Origin of the sequence: Pseudomonas sp. C9-3 (assembly GCF_032392015.1) — a bacterium.
In the GTDB taxonomy this organism is placed as follows: Bacteria; Pseudomonadota; Gammaproteobacteria; order Pseudomonadales; family Pseudomonadaceae; genus Pseudomonas; species Pseudomonas nitroreducens.
In genome coordinates this window covers 401,471-423,916 of record NZ_CP135919.1, presented here as the reverse complement: position 1 = coordinate 423,916, position 22,446 = coordinate 401,471, and the positions used below count along the sequence as shown (strand labels likewise).

The following is a 22,446-nucleotide window of genomic DNA, read 5'->3' as shown; positions in this document are numbered from 1 at the left end:
TGGAGAATTGGAGGGCTGCCCGACTGGCTGGCCGCGGCGCGGAACGGCAATGAAGCGGGCATTCTACCCGGAAACTTCCGGGAAAAAAGTGCCGAAGTCATCCTCCGAAGCTTCGCATTCTGCGAGCCTCGGGGCAATGCATGGACGGACAACTTTGAATCCGAGTGGGTGATATGGTGACGCGGGCGGGCAACTTCAAGGGTGGACGGTGGCATCTGGCCCTGAGCGCATCTGTTACCATCCCTCTTCATTCATTCCCGGTTGCTCTCCATGGCTTTCCGCCCCCTGCCCGCCAAGGCGATGACCAAGCTGCTGCGCGAAGCCAAGCCACTGCGGTCGCTGTTCGCCGAGGCGCAACGCCTCTCGCGCCTGCAGGAACTGCTCGACTCGCAACTGCAACCCGCCGCGCGCCCCTACTGCCGAGTCGCCTCCTGGCGTGAAGGCAGCCTGTTGCTGGTGGTCACCGATGGCCACTGGGCTACACGCCTGCGCTACCAGCAGAACCGTTTGCTGCGGCAACTGGCCACGTTCGAGGAGTTCAGGGGCCTGGCGCGCATTCTGTTCAAAGTGCAGCCGACGCCCCAGGCGCCAGTCCGAGTGAACACCAACCGCATCACCGAGTCCGCCTCCGCCACCCTGCACGAAGCCGCTGAAGGCATCAGCAACCCGCAACTCAAGGCCGCGCTCGAGCGGCTCGCCAGCCGTAGCCGCCGCTCATCGGAGCCCGGCGAGGAGTAAATGGCGGGCATAAAAAAAGGCCACCCGAGGGTGGCCTTTGAATATGTAGCTGAAAGGAGGAGGTTTCCTTATACGGCCGCAGCGGGTCGCATATAGGAGATCGGCGCGGTCTTGGCGTCCTCGAAGGTCACCACTTCCCAAGCGTCCTTGTCTGCGATGAGGGTACGCAGGAGACGGTTGTTCAGGGCGTGACCGGACTTGTAGCCGATGAACTCGCCGATAAGGCTGTTACCCAGCAGGTACAGGTCACCAATGGCGTCCAGGATCTTGTGCTTGACGAACTCGTCCTCGTAACGAAGACCGTCTTCGTTGAGCACTCGATACTCGTCCACCACGATGGCGTTCTCCACGCTGCCACCCAGAGCCAGGTTCTGCGAACGCAGCATCTCGATGTCGCGCATGAACCCGAAGGTACGGGCGCGGCTGACTTCCTTCACGAAGGAAGTGCTGGAGAAATCCACCACGGCTTTCTGGGTGCGACCACGGAAGACCGGGTGATCGAAATCGATCTCGAAGCTCACCTTGAAGCCGTCGAACGGAACGAAGGTGGCGCGCTTGTCGCCCTCTTCCACCGTTACTTCGCGCTTGATGCGGATGAACTTCTTGGCCGCGTCCTGCTCTTGCAGGCCAGCGGACTGGATCAGGAATACGAAGGGACCTGCGCTGCCGTCCATGATCGGTACTTCCGACGCGGACAGCTCGACATAGGCGTTGTCGATACCCAGGCCGGCCATGGCCGAAAGCAGATGCTCCACGGTATCCACTTTGACGTCACCCTTGATCAGGGTGGTCGACATGGTGGTTTCGCCGACGTTCGAGGCCCGGGCAGGAATTTCCACCACTGGGTCGAGGTCAGCCCGGCAGAACACGATGCCAGTATCGACGGGAGCCGGCTTCAGGGTCAGGTAAACCTTCTCCCCGGAGTGCAGGCCGACACCGGTCGCCCGGATGATGTTCTTCAAGGTGCGTTGTCTGATCATGGCTTTGGCCGCTTTCGCGCAAGTTGCGAACTGTTGTCAACAATGGGCGGCGATGATAGCAGAACCGCCCTTTGCTGAACACCAATCACATTGATACTCCTGATAAATCGACTCAATCGGCCTGGCGACGCAGGAAGGCCGGGATGTCCAGGTAGTCCAGATCGTCCTGCGGGTTCAGCTTGGCCGCGGTGGCAGCGCCGCCGTGGTTCTGATTGCGCATGACGGTCGGGCGGTCCAGGTCACGGTAGTTCACCGACTGCTGCTCACGCTGAACCGGAGCCTGGGTGCTGACGGCCTGGGTCTGGACGGTGTTGTCGACGACCTTGACCGGTTTTTCCAGGCGAGCGCCCAGACCGGTGGCAACGACGGTGACGTGCAGCTCGTCGCGCATGTCCGGGTCGATCACGGTGCCCACCTTCACGGTGGCGTGCTCGGAAGCGAACTGCTCGATGATGTTACCCACGTCGGAGTACTCGCCCAGGGACAGGTCCGGACCGGCGGTGATGTTCACCAGGATGCCGCGAGCGCCCTGCAGGTTGACGTCTTCCAGCAGCGGGTTGCGGATCGCGGCTTCGGTCGCCTCGCGAGCACGGTTCGGGCCGCTGGCGCAGCCGGTACCCATCATGGCCATGCCCATTTCGCTCATGACGGTTTTCACGTCGGCGAAGTCGACGTTGATCATGCCCGGGCGCTTGATGATGTCGGAGATACCGCGAACGGCACCGGCCAGAACATCGTCAGCCTTGGCGAAGGCGGCCAGCAGGCTCGCGTCCTTGCCCAGGATGGTCAGCAGCTTTTCGTTCGGGATGGTGATCAGCGAGTCAACGCTTTCAGCCAGCGAGCGGATGCCTTCATCGGCGATCTGCATGCGCTTGCGACCCTCGAACGGGAACGGACGGGTCACCACCGCAACGGTGAGGATGCCCATCTCCTTGGCCACTTCGGCGATGATCGGAGCAGCACCGGTACCGGTACCGCCACCCATGCCGGTGGTGATGAAGACCATGTCGGCGCCTTCCAGAACCTCGGCGATACGCTCGCGGTCCTCTATGGCGGCCTGGCGGCCTACTTCAGGGTTGGCGCCAGCGCCCAGGCCCTTGGTCACGCCTGGGCCGAGCTGCAGCACGGTGCGCGCGGCGATGTTCTTCAGCGCCTGCGCATCGGTGTTGGCGCAAATGAATTCGACGCCATCAACGTTGTTCTTGGCCATGTGGTTCACGGCATTGCCGCCGCCACCACCTACGCCGATCACCTTGATGACTGCTGTTTGCGGGACGTTATCTACCAGTTCAAACATTTCCCCTCTCCTTCCTTTCTAGTTGTGTCGCCTACGTTTACCGCGGTGGTAAATCAGAAATTGCCCTGGACCCAGCGTTTAAGCTTTTCCAGTACCGGTGTCTTGGGTTCGTCACTGCTGAAACTGCTGCCGGACATGGAGATGCCGTCGGACTGTTTCTGCAGTCCGTACAGGAGCAGCCCCACACTCGTGGAATAGATGGGATTGCGCACGACGTCGGCCAGTCCCTTGACGCTATGCGGTACGCCCAGGCGTACCGGCATGTGGAAAATCTCCTCGGCCAGCTCGACAGCGCCTTCCATCTTGGCGGTGCCGCCGGTCATGACGATCCCGGCTGGAATCAGGTCTTCGTAACCGCTGCGACGCAGTTCGGCCTGAACCAGGGTGAACAGCTCGTCGTAACGAGGCTCGACCACTTCGGCAAGCGCCTGGCGCGACAGTTCCCGCGGCGGACGATCTCCAACGCTGGGCACCTTGATGGTTTCGCCGGGGCCGGCCAGTTTGGCCAGTGCACAGGCGTAGCGAATCTTGATTTCCTCAGCGTACTGAGTCGGGGTGCGCAGCGCCATGGCGATGTCGTTGGTGACCTGATCGCCGGCGATCGGGATCACCGCGGTATGGCGGATGGCGCCTTCGGTGAAGATGGCGATGTCGGTGGTGCCGCCGCCGATGTCCACCAAGCACACGCCCAGTTCCTTTTCGTCCTCGGTGAGCACGGAGTAGGCCGAGGCCAGCTGCTCGAGGATGATGTCGTCCACTTCCAGGCCGCAGCGGCGCACGCACTTCTCGATGTTCTGGGCGGCGTTCACCGCGCAGGTCACCACGTGCACCTTGGCTTCCAGACGCACGCCGGACATGCCCAGGGGCTCGCGCACACCTTCCTGGTTATCGATCACGTAGTCCTGGGCCAGGGTGTGCAGCACACGCTGGTCGGCCGGGATGGCCACGGCCTGGGCCGCGTCCAGCACGCGCTCGATATCGGCGCCGCTGACTTCGCGGTCGCGGATCGCCACGATGCCGTGGGAGTTCAGGCTGCGGATATGGTTGCCGGCGATGCCGACGAAGGCCGAGTGGATACGGCAGCCCGCCATTTGCTGGGCTTCATCGATGGCGCGCTGGATCGATTGCACGGTGGACTCGATGTTCACCACCACGCCCTTCTTCAGGCCGCGCGACGGATGCGTCCCGATGCCGACGATTTCCAGCTTGCCATCGGCCGCCACCTCGCCCACCAGCGCCACCACCTTGGAGGTGCCGATGTCCAGGCCGACGACCATTTTGCCGCTCTGCACGCTTGCCATGTTTATAGAAGTCTCCTCAACTCACTGCGCGGCGGTGGTCTGAGCCACCGTCGCTTCCGGCACCGGATCACGCCACGCCACGGCCAGGCCGTTGGGGTAGCGCATATCGATGCGGGCAATTTTCGTAATCTGTTCTTTCAGCGCCTTGTCGTAGATGGTCACGAGCCGGCGAATCTGTTCTACCGCGTGATCGCGGCCCAGCATGATCTCCACGCCTTGCGCGGTGCCCAGGGTCCAGGCGCCACGCGAACTCATGTCCAGGCTGGCGATGGTGAAGCCCAGTGGGCGGAGCATCTGGCTGAGAATCTGGTACTGCTGCATCACTTGCTGCTGAGCGCGCTGCGGGCCGGAAAGGCGCGGCAGGTGCTCGTAGTTGGCCACTTCCCGCGGTGCAAAAGCCTGACCCTGATTGTTCAGCAAGGCTTCGTCACCCCAACGGGCGATGGGCAATTGCTCGTCCAGGCGGATAACCACCTGGTCAGGCCATACACGGCGCACCTCGGCATGGGCGATCCAGGGCATCTGTTCCAGCTCCTGGCGCATGCCGGCCAGGTCGATGGTGAAGAAGCTGGCCGACACGTAGGGGCTGATCCGCTGCTGCACCGCCGCCTGGCTGATGTAGCTGAGGTCGCCTTCCACGCTGACCTTGGCGATCGGACGGTCTGCATAAGGCAGCACGTACTGCGCGCCGTAGTAGGCACCGCCGCCGAGCACGCCCAGCACCAGAGGCCACAGCAACACTTTCAGGAAGCCGAAGCTGGGCTTGGGCATGCGGGCGCTGAGCGGCTCCTTGGCCACCAGACGGCTGGCGCCCCGCGGCACCGGCTTGCGTGCGGGAGCACGGCCGATTCCGGGATTCTGGTGACGAAGCTGCGCGCCGTTCATGACTTACCCCCTTGCCTCGACGCTGTCGGCGAGGATCGCCAGCACCAGTTGCTGGAAATCCAGGCCGGCCGCGCGCGCGGCCATGGGCACCAGGCTGTGGTCGGTCATGCCCGGTGCGGTGTTCACTTCCAACAGCCAGAAGCGCCCTTGGGCGTCCTGCATCACGTCGGTCCGACCCCAGCCCTGGATGCCGAGGGCATCGCAGGCGCGCGCGGTCAGGTCCTTGAGCTCCTGTTCCTTGTCGGCATCCAGGCCGCAGGGAATCTGGTACTGGGTATCGTTGGCCAGGTACTTCGCGTCGTAGTCGTAGAAGGTGTGCGAAGTGCCCAGGCGAATGGGCGGCAGCACCTGGCCACGGAGGATCGCGACGGTGAATTCGGGGCCGCTGATCCACTGCTCGACGAGCACCTGCGGATCGAACTTCGCGGCAGCAGCCCAGGCGGCAATCAGCTCTTGCTCGCTGTTCACCTTGGCCATGCCGATGCTGGAACCTTCGCTGGCCGGCTTCACGATCAGCGGGAAGCCAAGCTTTGCCGCAGCGGCGCGGCAGTCTTCTTCACTGGCAAGCACGGCGTGGTCGGGCGTCGGCAGGCCGAGGCTCAGCCAAACGCGCTTGGTACGCAGCTTGTCCATAGCCAGCGCGGACGCCAGCACACCGCTGCCGGTGTAGGGGATGCCGGCGATTTCCAGCAGGCCCTGCATGGTGCCGTCTTCACCGCCACGACCGTGGAGGATGATGAAGGCGCGGTCGATCTTCTCGCGGGTCAGACGCTCCAGCAGATCGTCGCCCACGTCGATGCCGAAGGCGTCCACACCCGCGCCCTGCAGGGCCTGCAGGACCATGGCGCCGGACTTCAGCGACACCTCGCGCTCGGCGCTCTTGCCGCCGTACAGCACGGCGACGCGACCGAAGGCGCGGGGCTCAAGGGCGGATTTGAGGGCGTCACTCATTGCTTCTTCCCCTCGGCGCCCGCAGCAGCGGCGCCGAACATCGGATTCTTGATCAGTGCCGGAGCCAGCCCGCCGATGTCGCCGGCGCCTTGGCAAAGCAGGATGTCGCCCGGACGCAGCAGCGGCTTGAGCAGCGAGGCGAGGTCGCCACCGCGCTCCAGGTAGATCGGATCGAGCTGGCCGCGCTGGCGGATGCTGTGGCACAGGTGACGGCTGTCGGCGCCGGGGATCGGCTCTTCGCCGGCCGGGTAGACCTCCATCAGCATCAGCACATTGGCCTCGCCGAGCACCTGTACGAAATCGTCGTAGAGGTCACGGGTACGGCTGAAGCGGTGCGGCTGGTAGACCATCACCAGGCGACGCTCCGGCCAACCGCCGCGCACAGCCTTGATCACCGCCGCGACTTCGCGCGGGTGGTGGCCGTAGTCGTCGACCAGCATCACGCTGCCGCCTTCTACCTGCAGGTCGCCATAGACCTGGAAGCGCCGGCCCACGCCCTGGAAGCCGGACAGGCCCTGGACGATGGCTTCGTCGGAGATACCTTCGTCGGTAGCGATGACGATGGTCGCCAGGGAGTTCAGCACGTTGTGCAGGCCGGGCATGTTCACCGAGACGTCCAGCGGCTCGCGCTCGGGGCGCAGCACGGTGAAGTAGGTGCGCATGCCTTCCTGGCGGATATTGATGGCGCGGACGTCAGCGTCTTCGCTCAGGCCGTAGGTCACGGTCGGACGCGCCACCTGCGGCAGGATCTCGCGCACCACCGGGTCGTCCACGCAGACCACGGCCAGGCCATAGAACGGCAGGTTGTGCAGGAAGTCGACGAAGGTGCGTTTCAGTTTGTTGAAGTCGCCGCCGTAGGTGCTCATGTGGTCGGCGTCGATATTGGTGACCACCGAGACCATCGGCTGCAGGTGCAGGAAGCTGGCGTCGCTCTCGTCGGCCTCGGCCACCAGGTAGCGGCTGGTGCCCAGCTGCGCGTTGGTGCCGGCAGCGTTCAGCCGGCCGCCGATGACGAAGGTCGGGTCCAGGCCACCGGCGGCGAATACCGAGGCGATCAGGCTGGTGGTGGTGGTCTTGCCATGGGTACCGGCGACGGCGATGCCGTGGCGGTAACGCATCAGCTCGGCGAGCATCTCGGCGCGCGGCACCACCGGCACGCGGCGATCCAGCGCGGCGGCAACTTCCGGGTTCGACTTGTTCACTGCGCTGGACACCACGAGCACATCAGCGCCGTCGGAGTTTTCCGCGCGGTGACCGATGAAGATTTCCGCGCCGAACTTTTCCAGGCGCTCGGTGACCGGCGACGCCTTGAGGTCGGAGCCAGAGACTTCGTAGCCGAGGTTGAGCAGCACTTCCGCGATACCGCACATGCCCACGCCGCCGATGCCGACGAAGTGGATGCGACGGATGCGCCGCATGGTGCGGGTGACGCCGGTGGGTTCTTTAACCACGGGCCACCTCCAGGCAGGCATCGACTACCGTGCGGGTAGCCTCGGGCTTGGCCAGGCTGCGGGCGCGAGCGGCCATGCGGGTCAGGGAATCGGGATGCATCAATACCTCGGACAACTGCGCGGCCAGTTCGGCAGCGCTGGTAGATTTCTGCGGCAGCAGGTGGGCAGCGCCCTCCCGCACCAGGAATTCGGCGTTCTTGGTCTGGTGGTCGTCGATCGCGTGGGGCAGCGGCACCAGGAAGGACGGCAGGCCGGCGGCGGTCAGCTCGCTGACGGTCAGTGCACCGGCGCGACAGATGACCAGATCGGCCCAGGCGTAGGCCGCGGCCATGTCGGCGATGAACGGAGCTACGTCCGCTTCGACACCCGCGGCGCGATAACGCTCCGCCGTAATTTCGTCGTGCTGACGACCGGCCTGATGGCGAATGGCCGGGCGAATCTGCGCCTGCACCTGCGCCAGCGCTTCAGGCAACAGCTTGTTCAGCGGCTCGGCGCCCAGGCTGCCGCCCAGTACCAGCAGGTTGACCCGACGACCGGCCAGCGGCGCGCGGGTGCCCTCCTCCAGGAACAACTCGGCGCGCACCGGGTTGCCGGTGGTCAGGCGCTTGGCGCTGCTGTCGAAGGTATCCGGGAAGGCTTCGCAGACACACTTGGCCAGCGGCGCGAGGCTGCGGTTGGCGGTGCCGGCGACGGCATTCTGTTCGTGGATCACCAGCGGCACGCCGGACAGCTTGGCGGCCAGTCCGCCCGGACCAGTGACGTAGCCACCCAGGCCGAGCACGCACACCGGCTTGAGCTGGCGAACCACGCCGATAGCCTGGAACAGCGACTTGAGCAGGTCGAACGGCGCGCGCAGCAGCGACTTCAGTCCCTTGCCACGCAAGCCGCTGACGTTGATCAGGTGCAGCGGCAGGCCGGCCTTGGGTACCAGGTCGTTCTCGATGCCGCGCGGAGTGCCCAGCCAGTGCACACTGTAACCGCGCGCCTGGAACTCACGGGCGCAGGCCAGGGCCGGGAACACATGTCCGCCGGTGCCGCCCGCCATGATCAGGACGTTACCTTTCATCGGCAAAGTCCTCTTCGCTGAATTCATATTCCTCGCTGCCCATCACGGTGCGGCGTTCCCACTCGATGCGCAGCAGCATTCCCAGCTGGGCGCAGCAGATCACCAGGGACGAACCGCCATAGCTGAGGAACGGCAGGGTCAGGCCCTTGGTTGGCAGCAGGCCAACGTTCACACCCACGTTGATCAGGAACTGGCCGATCCACAGGAAGGCCAGGCCGTAAGCGACGTAAGCGGAGAAGTACTGTTTCGACTGCTCGGCCCAGATGCCGATGTACAGCGCGCGCAGGCTGACGAAGACGAACAGGGCCACGGTGGCCATGGCGCCGACGATGCCCAGCTCTTCGGCGAGCACGGCGAATACGAAGTCGGTGTGCGCTTCGGGCAGGTAGAACTGCTTCTGGATGCTGTTGCCCAGGCCCATGCCGGTCCAGCCGCCACGACCGAAGGCGATCAGCGCCTGGCTGAGCTGGTAGCCCGCACCGAACTGGTCGGCCCAGGGGTCGGTGAAGTTGGTCAGGCGCGCCATTCGATAGGGCTGGGTCTGGATCAGCAGCACCACGGCGCCGACCGCCAGCGCGACCATCAGACCGAAGCGGAACAGGCCCACGCCACCGAGGAACAGCATCGCGGCAGCGGCCCCCATCATCACCACGGTGGCGCCGAAGTCCGGCTCGCGCAGCAGCAGGCCGGCCATGGGTAGCAGCACCACGAACGGCTTGAAGAAACCCAGCCAGCTCTCGCGTACTTCTTCCTGGCGACGAACCAGGTAGCCGGCCATGAAGATCACCACGAAGACCTTGGCGATCTCCGAGGGCTGGATGTTGAACAGGCCGAAGCCGATCCAGCGCATGGAGCCGTTCACCTCGCGGCCGATGCCGGGGGTGATCACCATGACCAGCAGCACGAAGGCCACGGCTAGCAGTTTCCAGCCCCAGCGCTGCCAGGTTTCCATCGGCACCATCATGGTCACGCCGCAGGCGACGAAGCCGATGGCCAGGTAGATCAGGTGGCGGACCGAGAAGTACAGCGGGTTGCCGGACTGCGCCGCGGCGACTTCGGAGGATGCCGAAGTGACCATCACCAACCCCAGGCCGAGTAGCGCCAGGCAACCTGCCAGCAACGGGAAGTCGATATCGATGCCGTTGCGGCTGATCAGCGGGGACGGGTACGGGCGCAGGAAGGAGAACATCAGGCGAGGTCCTCCACGGCCTTGGCGAACAGGCGTCCGCGTTCTTCGTAGTTCTTGAACATGTCCAGGCTCGCGCAGGCCGGCGACAGCAGCACGGCGTCGCCCGGCAGGGCGAGGTCGGCAGCGTGCTCGACGGCTTCCTCGAGGGTATTCACACGAACCTTGGGTACGGCATTGCCGATAGCAGCGCTCACCAGCTCGGCATCGCGGCCCAGCAGCACCACGGCACGGCAGTGCTGGGCAACGGGGCCACGCAGGTCATTGAAGTCGGCGCCCTTGCCGTCGCCACCAGCGATCAGCACCAGCTTGCCGTCGATATCGGCGCCCAGGCCTTCGATGGCGGCCAGGGCGGCGCCGACATTGGTGGCCTTGGAGTCGTCGTAGTAGTTCACGCCGTTACGCTCGCGCACCCACTGGCAGCGGTGGGCGAGGCCGGCGAATTCACGCAGGGTCTGCAGCATCGGCTCGAACGGCAGGCCAACAGCATGCCCCAGGGCCAGCGCGGCCAGGGCATTGGACTGGTTGTGCGCGCCACGAATCTTCAGCTCGCGGGCCGGCATCAACTTGTCGAACTGGAAGGCCAGCCATTTCTCACCGTCTTCTTCGATCAGGCCGAAGGCCTTGAAGTCCGGCTTGTTGGTGCCGAAAGTCCAGCAGGGTACGTTGTCGGCGATCAGCGGGCGGCTCAGCGCGTCGGCGCGGTTTACCACGACCTGCTTCGCACCGCGGAAAATGCGGTGCTTGGCCAGGTGGTAATCGGCCATGCCGTCATAGCGGTCCATGTGGTCTTCGCTGACGTTCAGGCAGGTGGCGACTTCGGCGTTCAGGCGCTCGCAGGTTTCCAGCTGGAAGCTGGACAGCTCCACCACGTACAACTCGACGTCATCGGCCAGCAGGTCCAGCGCCGGAGTGCCGAGGTTGCCGCCCACGGCGACGCGCTTGCCGGCAGCCTTGGCCATGTCGCCCACCAGGGTGGTGACGGTGCTCTTGGCGTTGGAACCGGTGATGGCGACGATCGGCGCCTTCGCGTGACGCGCGAACAGGTCGACATCGCCGGACAGGCGTACGCCGCGAGCCGCAGCCTCCACCAGCGCGGGCACGCGCAGCGACAAGCCGGGGCTCACGTAGAGCTCCTGGGCGCGGCAGAGGAAATCGGCGTCGAGGTCGCCACAGCGCACCTCGACCTGCGGGTACTGCTCGCGCAGGGTCGCCAGCTCCGGCGGATTCGCGCGCGTATCGGCCACGGCAAACGGCACGCCCTGGCGCGCCAGGTAGCGCACCAGGGACATGCCGCTCTTGCCGAGGCCGACAACGATGCGGAATTGGTCGGAAGCGATCAGGCTCATGCTCGATCAGTCCTCAACGCAGTTTCAACGTGGCCAGGCCGATCAGCACGAGAATTACCGTGATGATCCAGAAACGCACGATCACGCGCGGTTCAGGCCAGCCTTTGAGTTCGAAGTGGTGGTGGATCGGCGCCATGCGGAACACGCGCTTGCCGGTCAGCTTGAAGGAGGCGACCTGGATCACCACCGACAAGGTTTCCATGACGAACACGCCGCCCATGATGAACAGGACGATTTCCTGGCGGACGATCACCGCGATGGTGCCCAGCGCGGCGCCGAGCGCCAGCGCGCCGACGTCACCCATGAAGACCTGGGCCGGATAGGTGTTGAACCAGAGGAAGCCCAGCCCCGCACCGACGATGGCGCCGCAGAAGATGATCAGCTCACCCGCGCCCGGCACGCTCGGGATGAACAGGTATTCGGCGAATTTGATGTTGCCCGACAGGTAGCAGAAGATCCCCAGCGCGCCGCCAACCATCACAGTGGGCATGATGGCCAGGCCGTCGAGGCCGTCAGTGAGGTTCACCGCGTTGCTGGAGCCGACGATCACGAGGTAGGTCAGCACCACGAAGCCGATGCCCAGCGGGATCTCGACGTTCTTCAGCATCGGCACGATCAGCGTGGTCTCGACCGGCGTCTCGGCGGTCATGAAGAGGAAGACCGCCGCGCACAGACCGAATACCGACTGCCAGAAATACTTCCAGCGGCTCGGCAGGCCGCGGGAGTTCTTCTCGATCACCTTGCGGTAGTCATCTACCCAACCAATGGCGCCGAACAGCAGGGTTACCACCAGCACGACCCACACATAGCGGTTCGACCAGTCGGACCACAGCAGGGTGCTGATGGCGATGGCCGTGAGGATCAGCGCGCCACCCATGGTCGGCGTGCCTTTCTTGGACAGGTGCGATTGCGGGCCGTCGTTGCGCACGGCCTGGCCGATCTGGCGGATCTGCAGGGTGCGAATCATCCACGGGCCCAGCCAGAGCGACAGGACGAGCGCGGTCAACACGCTCAGGATGCCGCGCAGGGTCAGGTACTGGAAGACGCCGAAGCCCTTGTAGAACTGTTGCAGGTACTCGGCGAGCAGCAGCAGCATTTAGTGACTCTCCTCGGAGGAACCACAGAGCGCCGCGACGACCTTGTCCATCGCCGCGCTGCGGGAACCCTTGATCAGAATGGTGGTTGTCGAAGCTTCTTCGGCCAGGGCCTGGATCAGGCTGGCCTGATCGGCGAAGTGCCGGCCCGCGGAACCGAACGCCTGTACGGCGTGGCTCATCAGCGGTCCGACCGCATACAGGGCGGTGACTTTGCCAATGGCATAGATTCCCACTTCGCGGTGGGAGGATTCCGCCCAGGCACCCAGCTCGCCCATGTCCCCGAGGACCAGGACGGTCCGGCCGGAAAAGCCGGCGAGTATATCAATCGCCGCGCAGATTGAAGCCGGGTTGGCGTTGTAGCTGTCGTCGATCACGCGCATGCCGTTCGTCGCCAGCTGGGCTACGGCGCGCCCCTTGACCGGCTGCAGGTTGTGCAGCCCGGAAACGATCCCGACCAGCGGCACGCCGAGGGCGTGGGCGGCCGCAGCGGCGGCCAGCGCATTGGTAACGTTGTGCTCACCCAGCAGGTTCAGTTGAACGGCAGCCTCGCCGGCTGGGCCCTGCAGGGTGAATCCCGGGCAACCACGGGCGTCACGCTTGACGTCGCTGGCGTGGAAGTCGGCGCGGGCATCGTGCAGGCCGAAACTGGAGACGCGACGGCCGTCAGCACGGGCCTGCCAGGTATCGAAGGCCTTGTCGTCGCGATTGAGAATGGCGACCCCATCGGCCGCCAGGCCTTCGAGGATCTCGCCCTTAGCCAGGACGATCTTGTCCTGCCCGCCGAACTCGCCCACATGGGCGGTGCCGGCGTTGGTGATGATGGCAACCTGCGGACGGGTCAGCGCAACGGTGTAGGCGATTTCGCCGACACGGTTGGCGCCCAGTTCGATGACTGCGCTCTGGTGCTCGGGGGCGAGCTGCAACAGGGTCAGCGGCGCGCCGAGATCATTGTTCAGGTTGCCGCGGGTCGCCAGGACGTCGCCCTGGGTCCGCAGGACGCTGGCGAGCATTTCCTTCACGGTGGTCTTGCCGCTGGAGCCGGTCACGGCAGCGACACGGCCGGTGAAGGCAGCACGGTTCAGCGCGCCGAGCTGGCCCAGCGCGATGCGAGTGTCTTTCACGACCAGCTGCGACAGCGGCGCACCGGCGACTTCACGCTCGACCAACGCAGCAACAGCGCCCTTGGCGGCGACATCGGCCAGATAGTCGTGGCCGTCAAAGCGCGGACCGGTCAGGGCGATGAACAGCTGGCCCGGCTCGATGGCGCGGCTGTCGGTGCTCACGGCGGCGAAAGTGACATCGGCACCGACCACACGGCCTTGCAGCGCGCCAGCGACTTCGTTGAGCGACAGGGGCTTAAGCACGCTTCACCTCCCAGGCAGCCAGCGCCTTGGCGGCTTGATCAAGATCGGAGAACGGATGGCGTAGGCCGTCGATCTCCTGGTAATCCTCGTGCCCCTTGCCAGCCAGCAGCACGACATCATCGACACCGGCGGAGGCAATCAGGCGGGCGATAGCCTCGCCACGGCCCGGGACGAACTCGACGGCGTCGGGCTTGGCGAAACCGGCGCGGATATCCGCGATGATCGCCGCGCTCTGCTCGGTACGCGGGTTGTCGTCGGTGACCAGCACGCGGTCGGCGTGCTGCTCGGCAATCTGCGCCATGATCGGACGCTTGCCGCGGTCACGATCGCCACCGCAACCGAACAGGCACAGCAGTTGGCCGTGCACATGCGGGCGCAGGGCCAGCAGGACCTTTTCCAGGGCATCCGGGGTGTGCGCGTAGTCGACAACCACCAGCGGCTTGTCGCCGCCGCCCAGGCGCTGCATGCGGCCGATGGGGCCTTCCAGTTGCGGCAGTACCTTGAGGACATCACCCAGCGGGTAGTCCAGGCCCAGCAGCGCACCGACGACGGCCAACAGGTTGCTCAGGTTGAACTTGCCCAGCAGCGAACTGCGCAGCAGGCCTTCGCCCTGCGGGGTGACGATCTGCGCCTGCACGCCGGCATCGCTGAACTTCGCTTCGCGGCAATAGATGTAGGCTGACGAGTCGCTCAGGCTGTAACCCATCAGGCGCGATTCGTGGGACTCGGCAGCCAGCTGGCGGCCGAAGTCGTCGTCCAGGTTGATCACCCGGCAACGCAGCCCCTGCCAGGCGAACAGCTTGGCCTTGGCGGCGCCGTAGGCTTCCATCGAGCCGTGGTAGTCCAGGTGGTCGCGGGACAGGTTGGTGAATACAGCCACATCGAACCCCAGAGCGGCGACGCGGCCCTGTTCCAGACCATGGGACGATACTTCCATGGCCACGGCCTTGGCGCCGGCCTGTTTCAGGCGCGCCAGAGTCGCCTGTACGGCAAGCGGGTCGGGCGTGGTGTGGCGGCCGCTTTCCAGCGCGCCATAGAAACCGGTACCGAGGGTTCCGACGATGCCGCAACGTTCACCCAGCAGGTCGAGCGCCTGGGCCACCAGTTGGCTGACGCTGGTCTTGCCATTGGTGCCGGTCACTCCGACCAACTCAACGGCACGGCTCGGCTCGCCATAGAAGCGCCCGGCAATGGCGGAAAGCTGTTTGGCCAGGCCCTTGATGGCGATCATCGGCACATCGCTGGGCGGCAGGTCGACAGCGCCCTCCGCTTCGTAGGCAACCGCGGCAGCACCCTGGGAGAGCGCGGCGGCAATGTGCCCGCGGCCATCCTGGCGGCCACCCGGCACGGCCAGGAACAGGTCGCCCGGCTTGACGGTGCGGCTGTCCAGGGTCAGCTCACGGATCAGCTCGCCGCTTTCAGCTTGCGGCAGCAGTTGATTCAGGCTCATCGGCATCAGCCACGCCCTCCTTTGGCAGCGGGCGCAGCATCGGCTTGTTGCTGCGGGGTCGTCGGCAGGTTGTCTGGCGGCACGTTCATCAGGCGCAACGTGCCGGACATCACCTTGCTGAACACCGGCGCGGAAACCAGACCACCGAAGTAACCGGCCTTGCTGGGTTCATCGATGACCACCACGGCGACATAGCGTGGGTTGTTCATCGGCGCGAACCCGGCGAACAGGGAACGGTAGGAGTTCTCGGCATAGCCCTTGGTACCAGTCGCGGTCTTGCGCGCGGTGCCGGACTTGCCGGCCACGTGATAGCCCGGCACCTGGGCGCGGTACACGCCGTTCGGCGCCTCGATGACTTGCTGCAGCATGCCCTGCATGGTTTTGGCGACCGGCTCGGGGATGACCTGGACGGCATCGGCCGGGCGATCGGCACGCACCATGGTCAGCGGCACGCTGCGACCATTGTTGGCCAGCGCAGCATAGGCATGGGCCAACTGGATGGCGGTTACCGACAGGCCATAGCCGTAGGACAGGGTCGCGGTCTCGGCCTTGCGCCACTCACGGTAGTTCGGCAGGTTGCCGACACGCTCGCCCGGGAAGCCCAGGCCGGTGTCCTGCCCCAGGCCGACCTTCTGCATCACGCTGTAAATGGCTTCGCCGCCGATGTCGAAGGCGACCTTGCTCATGCCAACGTTACTGGAGCGGATCAGGATGCCGGTCAGGTCAAGCACAGGGCCTTCGGTACGGGAAACGTCGCGAATGGTGTAGCGACCGATCTGCAGGGTGCCGGGGTAGACCTCGACCTTGTCGGTGGGCTTCCAGCGGCCGGTCTCCAGCGCCGCGCTCATGGAGAACGGCTTCATGGTCGAACCGGGCTCGAACACGTCGATCATCGCGCGGTTACGCATCATCGCCGGCTGCAGGTTACGGCGGTTGTTCGGGTTGTAGGTCGGCTGGTTCGCCATGGCCAGCACTTCACCGGTCTTCACGTCGAGGATCACCAGGCTGCCGGCCTTGGCTCCGTTCTCCACCAGCGCGTTGCGAAGTTCGCGGTTGGCCAGGTACTGCAGACGCAGGTCGATGGACAGCGCCAGGGTCTTGCCGGCCTTGGCATTGCGGGTGACCTGCACGTCGCGGATCAGGTGGCCACGGCGATCCTTGAGCACCTGGCGCTTGCCCGGCACGCCGGCCAGCCAGCTGTCGAAGGCGAGCTCGACGCCTTCACGGCCACGGTCGTCGACATCGGTGAAGCCCACGACCTGTGCAGCAACCTCGCCTGACGGATAGAAGCGGCGGAACTCCTCGACCGAATAGACGCCAGGGATGCGATGGGCCTTCACCTGGGCCATCACCGCCTCGCCCTGCTCCGGGGTCAGGCCGCGGACCAGATAGATGAATTCCTTGTCGGCGTTCGCCTCCAATCGCTCGGACAGCGCGGCCTTGGGCTGGCCAAGCGCGTCGGCGAGGAAGTCCCACTTCTCGCGCTCGAGCACCAGTTCCTTGGGGTTGGCCCAGAGGGTGGCGACCGGCGTACTGACGGCCAGCGGCTCGCCATTGCGATCGGTGATCAGGCCGCGGTGCGCGGGGATGGTGATGTGACGCACGCTGCGCGCATCGCCCTGCCCCTTGAGGAAGTCATGGTCGATCACGTGCAGGTCGACGATCCGCCAGGCGATCGCCGCCACCATCGCCAGCAGCAGGGCGATGACGACGCGGAAGCGCCAGGGGTAGCGAGCGCCGGCCAGGTCTCTCATGGTGCCACCATGATGATTTCGGTCGGATCGGGCACGCGCATCTTCAGCTGGTCGGTCGCCAGGCCTTCGATACGGCTATGGGCCGTCCAGGTGCTCTGCTCGAGGATCAGGCGGCCGTACTCGGCCTGCGCCTTGTCGCGCACGTTGAGCTCGGTGTACAGCGAGTTGAGCAACTGGCGATTCCAGTAAGCGCTGTAGGAAACGGAGATGGCCGACAGCAGCACGCCGATGAACAGCAGCAGCATGAAGAAGCTGCCGGTGGGCAGGCGCTTGGAGAAGAGGCGGCTCATCTGAGCTTCTCCGCAATGCGCATGACCGCGCTGCGCGAGCGCGGGTTGGCCTTGAGCTCCGCCTCGGAGGCGTAGACAGGCTTGCCGATCAGCTTGAGGCGCGGATCGAACGGCTTGACCTGGATCGGCAGGTTGCGCGGCAGGTTGTCCGCTTCGCCTTTCACCTGCTTGCGCATGAACTGCTTGACGATGCGATCTTCCAGCGAGTGGAAGCTGATCACCACGAGACGACCGCCCACGGCCAGGCCTTCCAGCGCGGCCTCGAGGCCACGCTCCAGATCGCCCAGCTCGTTGTTGATGAAGATGCGCAGGCCCTGGAAGGCGCGCGTGGCAGGGTTCTTGCCCTTTTCCCAGGCCGGGTTGGCCTCGGTGATGACGGCCGCCAGGTCGGCGGTACGCTCGAAAGGCTTCTCCGCACGACGCTGGACGATGGCGCGAGCCATGCGCTTGGCGAAACGCTCTTCGCCGTAATCCTTGAACACCCGGGCGATCTCGTCTTCCGCGGCGCTGGCGATCCACTGCGCAGCGCTGACGCCCTGGCCCGGGTTCATCCGCATATCCAGCGGGCCGTCATTGAGGAAGCTGAAGCCGCGCTCCGGGTCATCCAGCTGCGGCGAAGACACGCCCAGGTCCAGCAGTACACCGTTCACGCTGCCCTGCAGGCCGCGCGCGGAGAACTCTTCGCCCATCTCGGCGAAGGACCTTTGCACAATGACGAAGCGGCCGTCTTCGGCCGCCAGTGTTTTTCCCGTCGCGATGGCTTGCGGGTCCTTGTCGAACCCGAGCAGTTGACCGCCCGGGCCGAGCTTCCCGAGCAAGGCCCGGCTATGCCCTCCCCTTCCGAAGGTTCCGTCCACATAGCGGCCGTCCTCCAGGGGGGCCAGCGCTTCGACGGCCTCCTCGAGTAGAACGGTGATGTGTTGGAAGGTACTGGTCACAGGCAGGCTCACAGAATAAGGTCGCGCAATTCATCCGGCAGGCCGCCGGGCTCTTTGATGGCTGCGAGGTCGGCCTCGGCAACCGCATTCCACTTGTCTTCGTCCCACAGCTGGAACTTGTTCAGCTGGCCGACCAGCATCGCCTTCTTGTCCAGGCCGGCGTACTCGCGCAGGCGCGGCGGAACGAGAAAACGCCCGGCGCTATCGAGCTCCAGGTCAACGGCATTACCAATCAGCAAACGCTGCAGGCGCCGCGTTTCTTCACGCAGCGAAGGCAGCTCGCGCAGTTTGGCTTCGATGAGTTCCCATTCAGGGAGGGGGTAGACGGTGAGGCAGGTGTCGACGGCATCGATGGTGACGATGAGCTGGCCATTGCAACGCGAAACGAGCTCGTCACGATACCGACTCGGCATCGCGAGGCGCCCTTTGGCGTCGAGACTGATGGCGTTAGCTCCGCGAAACACGTCAGCGCTTCCCCTGTGGTTGGCTATCCATGCCTGTTGATCCCACTTTTACCCACTTCATACCACTTCCGCACACTATAGAAATCCGCGCTCCCCACCGTCAAGGTAAGCCGGAGGGGAAAAATCCTTACAGGACCGAGATTTAGCGTGCTTTTGCGAGGTTCGGGGAGGGAATTTGACGCGCCAGAAAAGAGAAAAGCCCAGTGTTTTCAAAACACTGGGCTTTCATACTTAAAGTGATTTCTTAAGTTCTGCACTTCTTCCGGTCAGCGACAAATGGTCATGTGGGAAGAAGTGGAGGAAAAGTGGTGAGAGTCGATCTGTAAGCCGGGTTCTGTCGAGGACAGCCATTCCTCTGGGACATACATCACTGCATGCCTCAAGCGATCTACCCGAACCCAACGCGGGCCGCGCCAATGGGTTCCTATTTGATCTTGCTCCGAGTGGGGTTTACCTAGCCACGAACTGTTGCCAGCCGTGCGGTGCGCTCTTACCGCACCTTTTCACCCTTACCGGCGCTTGCGCGCTTAGGCGGTTATTTTCTGTGGCACTTTCCGTAGACTCGCGCCTCCCAGGCGTTACCTGGCACTCTGCCCTGTGGAGCCCGGACTTTCCTCCACCCCGTGATGGAACACCACGGAACAGCGACTGTCCAATCGACTCTCAGTCGGCAAGGTTAGCGGTTGACGACGCTCAGGACAAGCTCAAGCCTTGCCCTGGCGCTCCAGCGCGATCTGATAGAGCTGGTTCTTGCGCGCCCCGGTTATTTCCGCGGCAAGAGCCGCCGCACGCTTCACCGGCATCTCCGCCAGCAGCAGATCGAGCACCCGCAGGGTCTGCGCATCGACCGCCTCACCGCCCTCAGGCGCAGGCTTGCCGGCCACCAGCAGCACACACTCGCCCCGCTGCTGATTGCTGTCGGACGCCACGAACTCGCGCAATTCGCCCAGCGGCAGCCCCTTGAGGGTCTCGAAGGTCTTGGTCAGCTCGCGGGCCAGCAGCGCAGGCCGTTCGTCGCCGAAGATCGCCGCCATATCCTCGATGCACTCGAGCACGCGGTGCGGCGCCTCGTAGAAGATCAGGGTGCGCGGCTCATCCACCAGCGCCTCCAGGCGCCCACGGCGCCCGGCGACCTTGGCCGGCAGGAAGCCTTCGAAGACGAAACGATCCGACGGCAGCCCCGCCGCGGAAAGTGCGGCAATCAGCGCGCAGGCTCCCGGCACCGGCACCACAGGGATGCCCGCTGCGCGCGCCTGGCGCACCAGGTGATAGCCAGGATCGGAGATCAGCGGGGTGCCCGCGTCGGAAATGAGCGCAACGTCTTCGCCGGCCTGCAGCCTGGTCAGAAAACGACTGCCCTGCTCGCGTTCGTTGTGCTCGTGGCACGCCGCCAACGGCGTCTGGATGCCGAAATGCTGCAGCAAACGCACCGAGTGCCGGGTGTCTTCGGCGGCGATGAGCGAGACGTCGGCCAGCACCTTGAGCGCTCTGGCGCTGATGTCGTCCAGGTTTCCGATGGGGGTAGCCACCACATAAAGAGTGCCAAGTGTCACGCGCCAACCTCGCCGGAAGTATCTGAAAAAGCCGCATTGTATCCCGATTCCGGCAGCCGCCATCGCGTCCCCCTTGCCGCTTCGGTACAATCGGCAGCTCTTTGAATGCGTCACGAGAAGCCCGATATGATCGCTCGCCTGCGTCCGCTATCCGCTCTGTTCCTGGCCGGCATGCTCGCCGCCTGTGCATCCTCCCCGTCGTCCAATCTCGGCGAACTGCCGCGCACCCCGGACGCCAGCATCGAACAGCTGCTGCAGCAGGCCTCCACCGCCAAGCCGGATGAAGCCGCAGTCCTGCGCCTTTCCGCCGCCGACCTGGCCTACAAGCAGAAAGACCTCGGCCGCTCCACGCAGATCCTCGACCAGATTCCGCTGGAGAGCCTGAAGCCCGCCCAACAGGTCTTCGCCAGCACCCTGCGCGCCCAGCTCGAACTGGCCCGCAACAAGACCAAGGCCGCCCTGAAGGCCTTCGACCACCCGAGCTTCCAGCGCCTGGGCGAGATGCCCGTGGATCTGCAGGCGCGCGCCGGCATGGTCAAGTCCCTCGCCCTGGCCGCCGACGGACAGACCCTGAGCGCCGCCCGCGAACGCGTCTTCATCGACCCGCTGCTTAATGCAGAGGCGAGCAAGGCCAACCACGAGGAAATCTGGAAACTGGTTTCCAACCTGTCGCTCGAGCAGATGCAGGCCAGCAGCAACGAAGGCGATCTGAACGGCTGGCTGGAACTGGCACGCATCACCAAATCCTCGTCGACCCTGAAAGAACAGCAGTCGAACATCGACAACTGGGTTGCGCAGAACCCCGACCACCCGGCCGCCAAGCAATTGCCCGACGCGCTGACCAAGCTGAAATCCCTGGCTGCCCAGCCGCTGAACAAGATCGGCCTGCTGCTGCCGCAGCAAGGCCAGCTGGCCTCCGTCGCCCGCGCCCTGCAGGACGGTTTCCTCGCCGCCCACTACCAGGCCCAGCACAACGGCGGCCAGCAGCCGGACATCAAGCTCTACGACAGTACCCAGGTACGCTCGCTGGATGAGTTCTACCGCCAGGCCCAGGCCGATGGCGTGCAACTGGTCGTTGGCCCGCTGGAGAAGAACCTGGTCAAGCAGATGAGCAGCCAACAGCAACTGCCCATCACCACCCTGGCCCTGAACTACGCCGACGGCAATCAGGAAGGTCCTGCCCAGCTGTTCCAGTTCGGCCTGTCTGCCGAAGACGAGGCCCGCGAAGTCGCCAACCGCGCATGGAACGACGGCATGCGCCGCGCCGTGGCCCTGGTGCCGCGCGGCGAATGGGGCGACCGCGTACTCGCCTCGTTCAGCCGCAACTGGCAGGCCGCCGGCGGCACCCTGATCGCCGCTGAACACGTCGACCAGCCCGTCGAGCTGGCTCGCCAGATCGCCGACCTGCTGCAACTGCGCCAGAGCGAAGGCCGCGCCAAGCGCCTGCAGGGCGTGCTCGACAGTAGCGTCGACACCCAGCCGTCGCGCCGCCAGGACATCGATTTCATCTTCCTCGCCGCCACCCCGCAGCAGGCCCGCCAGATCAAGCCGACCCTGGCCTTCCAGTACGCTGGCGACCTGCCGGTCTACGCCACCTCCAACCTGTACACTGGCGTGAACAACCCAGCACAGGACCAGGACCTGAACGGCATTCGCTTCTGCGAAACCCCCTGGCTGCTGAACCCCAACAACGCCCTGCGTCAGCAGGTCGCCGCGCAGTGGCCGGCCGCCAACGGCAGCCTCGGCCGCCTGTACGCCATGGGCGCCGACGCCTACCAGCTGGCCCCGCGCCTGCCGGAGCTCAAGGCGGTGCCGAGCATGCAGGTGGATGGCCTGACCGGCACCCTGAGCGTCAGCGCCGGCCAACGCGTGGAGCGCCGCCTGCCTTGGGCGGAATTCAAGAATGGTCAGGTGCAGCCGCTGGAGAACAGCGGTATTTGATCGGCAACAGTCCTACCCAGAAGGCCGGGCAGCGGGCCGAAGCCGCCGCCCTGGCCCACCTGGAGCAGCATGGATTGCGCCTCCTGGCGCAGAACTGGACGTGCCGCCGAGGTGAGCTCGATCTGGTCATGCTGGACGGCGATACAGTAGTATTCGTCGAAGTTCGCTCCCGCCGGCATTCTGCCTGGGGAGGAGCGCTGGAGAGCGTGGACATGCGCAAGCGTCAACGCCTGGCCATTTCCGCTGAACTCTTCCTGCAACAGAACGCCCGCTGGAGCAGTCACCCCTGCCGGTTCGACATCGTCGCCATCGACATTCGTACCCCAGGCTCCGCAGGGCACTTGAACTGGATTCCCAACGCTTTTGACACCTGATCAGACGCCCGACGAAA

General features: G+C 65.0%; 20 protein-coding genes and 1 other RNA gene. 3 read left to right on the top strand and 18 right to left on the bottom strand.

Features of this window, described 5'->3' with window-relative positions:
- Window positions 1-270 precede the first annotated feature (270 nt).
- Window positions 271-738: a DUF721 domain-containing protein gene (locus tag RS899_RS01955; protein ID WP_315808959.1), complete on the top strand. Its 468-nt coding sequence runs from the start codon at window positions 271-273 to the stop codon at window positions 736-738.
- Between the two features lie 68 nt (window positions 739-806).
- Here RS899_RS01955 and lpxC read toward each other — a convergent pair whose 3' ends face one another.
- The 18 genes from lpxC to rsmI form a co-directional block, all read right to left on the bottom strand.
- Complete coding sequence (gene lpxC / locus RS899_RS01950) at window positions 807-1,718, bottom strand: UDP-3-O-acyl-N-acetylglucosamine deacetylase (RefSeq protein WP_024764067.1); 912 nt, start codon at window positions 1,716-1,718, stop codon at window positions 807-809.
- Between the two features lie 112 nt (window positions 1,719-1,830).
- Complete coding sequence (gene ftsZ, locus RS899_RS01945; RefSeq protein WP_017518095.1) at window positions 1,831-3,015, bottom strand: cell division protein FtsZ; 1,185 nt, start codon at window positions 3,013-3,015, stop codon at window positions 1,831-1,833.
- Window positions 3,016-3,068: 53 nt separating this feature from the next.
- Window positions 3,069-4,316 carry a cell division protein FtsA gene (ftsA, locus tag RS899_RS01940; protein WP_315808958.1) on the bottom strand — a complete coding sequence of 416 codons (1,248 nt, stop codon included), beginning with the start codon at window positions 4,314-4,316 and terminating at the stop codon, window positions 3,069-3,071.
- A 21-nt stretch (window positions 4,317-4,337) separates the two neighbouring features.
- Window positions 4,338-5,201, bottom strand: a complete 864-nt coding sequence (locus RS899_RS01935; protein ID WP_024764064.1) for a cell division protein FtsQ/DivIB — start codon at window positions 5,199-5,201, stop codon at window positions 4,338-4,340.
- A 3-nt stretch (window positions 5,202-5,204) separates the two neighbouring features.
- Complete coding sequence (locus RS899_RS01930; protein WP_315808957.1) at window positions 5,205-6,152, bottom strand: D-alanine--D-alanine ligase; 948 nt, start codon at window positions 6,150-6,152, stop codon at window positions 5,205-5,207.
- Window positions 6,149-7,603: a UDP-N-acetylmuramate--L-alanine ligase gene (gene murC, locus RS899_RS01925; RefSeq protein WP_054906587.1), complete on the bottom strand. Its 1,455-nt coding sequence runs from the start codon at window positions 7,601-7,603 to the stop codon at window positions 6,149-6,151. Before murC ends, RS899_RS01930 begins: the two co-directional genes overlap by 4 nt.
- Window positions 7,596-8,669 carry an undecaprenyldiphospho-muramoylpentapeptide beta-N-acetylglucosaminyltransferase gene (gene murG, locus RS899_RS01920; RefSeq protein ID WP_315808956.1) on the bottom strand — a complete coding sequence of 358 codons (1,074 nt, stop codon included), beginning with the start codon at window positions 8,667-8,669 and terminating at the stop codon, window positions 7,596-7,598. The genes murC and murG overlap by 8 nt, the downstream gene beginning before the upstream one ends.
- Window positions 8,659-9,858 carry a putative lipid II flippase FtsW gene (ftsW, locus tag RS899_RS01915; RefSeq protein ID WP_017518101.1) on the bottom strand — a complete coding sequence of 400 codons (1,200 nt, stop codon included), beginning with the start codon at window positions 9,856-9,858 and terminating at the stop codon, window positions 8,659-8,661. Before ftsW ends, murG begins: the two co-directional genes overlap by 11 nt.
- The gene (murD, locus tag RS899_RS01910) at window positions 9,858-11,204 is read right to left on the bottom strand and encodes a UDP-N-acetylmuramoyl-L-alanine--D-glutamate ligase (protein ID WP_315808955.1); all 1,347 of its coding nucleotides are present in this window, start codon (window positions 11,202-11,204) and stop codon (window positions 9,858-9,860) included. Before murD ends, ftsW begins: the two co-directional genes overlap by 1 nt.
- 13 nt (window positions 11,205-11,217) lie before the next feature.
- Entirely contained in the window at window positions 11,218-12,300 is a 1,083-nt protein-coding gene (gene mraY / locus RS899_RS01905) for a phospho-N-acetylmuramoyl-pentapeptide-transferase (RefSeq protein ID WP_054906590.1), read from the bottom strand.
- A complete protein-coding gene (locus tag RS899_RS01900) occupies window positions 12,301-13,665 on the bottom strand; it encodes a UDP-N-acetylmuramoyl-tripeptide--D-alanyl-D-alanine ligase (RefSeq protein WP_315808954.1) in 1,365 nt (454 codons plus the stop codon).
- Window positions 13,658-15,121 carry a UDP-N-acetylmuramoyl-L-alanyl-D-glutamate--2,6-diaminopimelate ligase gene (locus RS899_RS01895; RefSeq protein WP_315808953.1) on the bottom strand — a complete coding sequence of 488 codons (1,464 nt, stop codon included), beginning with the start codon at window positions 15,119-15,121 and terminating at the stop codon, window positions 13,658-13,660. The genes RS899_RS01900 and RS899_RS01895 overlap by 8 nt, the downstream gene beginning before the upstream one ends.
- A complete protein-coding gene (locus RS899_RS01890; RefSeq protein ID WP_024764059.1) occupies window positions 15,121-16,869 on the bottom strand; it encodes a peptidoglycan D,D-transpeptidase FtsI family protein in 1,749 nt (582 codons plus the stop codon). The genes RS899_RS01895 and RS899_RS01890 overlap by 1 nt, the downstream gene beginning before the upstream one ends.
- Window positions 16,866-17,159 carry a cell division protein FtsL gene (gene ftsL / locus RS899_RS01885; protein ID WP_024764058.1) on the bottom strand — a complete coding sequence of 98 codons (294 nt, stop codon included), beginning with the start codon at window positions 17,157-17,159 and terminating at the stop codon, window positions 16,866-16,868. The genes RS899_RS01890 and ftsL overlap by 4 nt, the downstream gene beginning before the upstream one ends.
- A complete protein-coding gene (rsmH, locus tag RS899_RS01880) occupies window positions 17,156-18,097 on the bottom strand; it encodes a 16S rRNA (cytosine(1402)-N(4))-methyltransferase RsmH (protein ID WP_139093034.1) in 942 nt (313 codons plus the stop codon). The genes ftsL and rsmH overlap by 4 nt, the downstream gene beginning before the upstream one ends.
- An 8-nt stretch (window positions 18,098-18,105) precedes the next feature.
- Window positions 18,106-18,561: a division/cell wall cluster transcriptional repressor MraZ gene (mraZ, locus tag RS899_RS01875; protein WP_024764056.1), complete on the bottom strand. Its 456-nt coding sequence runs from the start codon at window positions 18,559-18,561 to the stop codon at window positions 18,106-18,108.
- A 307-nt stretch (window positions 18,562-18,868) separates the two neighbouring features.
- An RNA gene (rnpB, locus tag RS899_RS01870) (RNase P RNA component class A) lies at window positions 18,869-19,225 on the bottom strand.
- Between the two features lie 40 nt (window positions 19,226-19,265).
- Window positions 19,266-20,114, bottom strand: a complete 849-nt coding sequence (rsmI, locus tag RS899_RS01865; protein ID WP_315808952.1) for a 16S rRNA (cytidine(1402)-2'-O)-methyltransferase — start codon at window positions 20,112-20,114, stop codon at window positions 19,266-19,268.
- A 126-nt stretch (window positions 20,115-20,240) separates the two neighbouring features.
- On the opposite strand from rsmI, the gene RS899_RS01860 reads away from it, so the two are divergent.
- On the top strand, window positions 20,241-22,055 hold the full coding sequence (locus RS899_RS01860; protein ID WP_315808951.1) for a penicillin-binding protein activator: 1,815 nt from the start codon (window positions 20,241-20,243) through the stop codon (window positions 22,053-22,055).
- Window positions 22,052-22,429, top strand: coding sequence for a YraN family protein (locus RS899_RS01855; protein ID WP_054906595.1), 378 nt, complete (start codon window positions 22,052-22,054; stop codon window positions 22,427-22,429). Before RS899_RS01860 ends, RS899_RS01855 begins: the two co-directional genes overlap by 4 nt.
- Window positions 22,430-22,446: the final 17 nt, after the last annotated feature.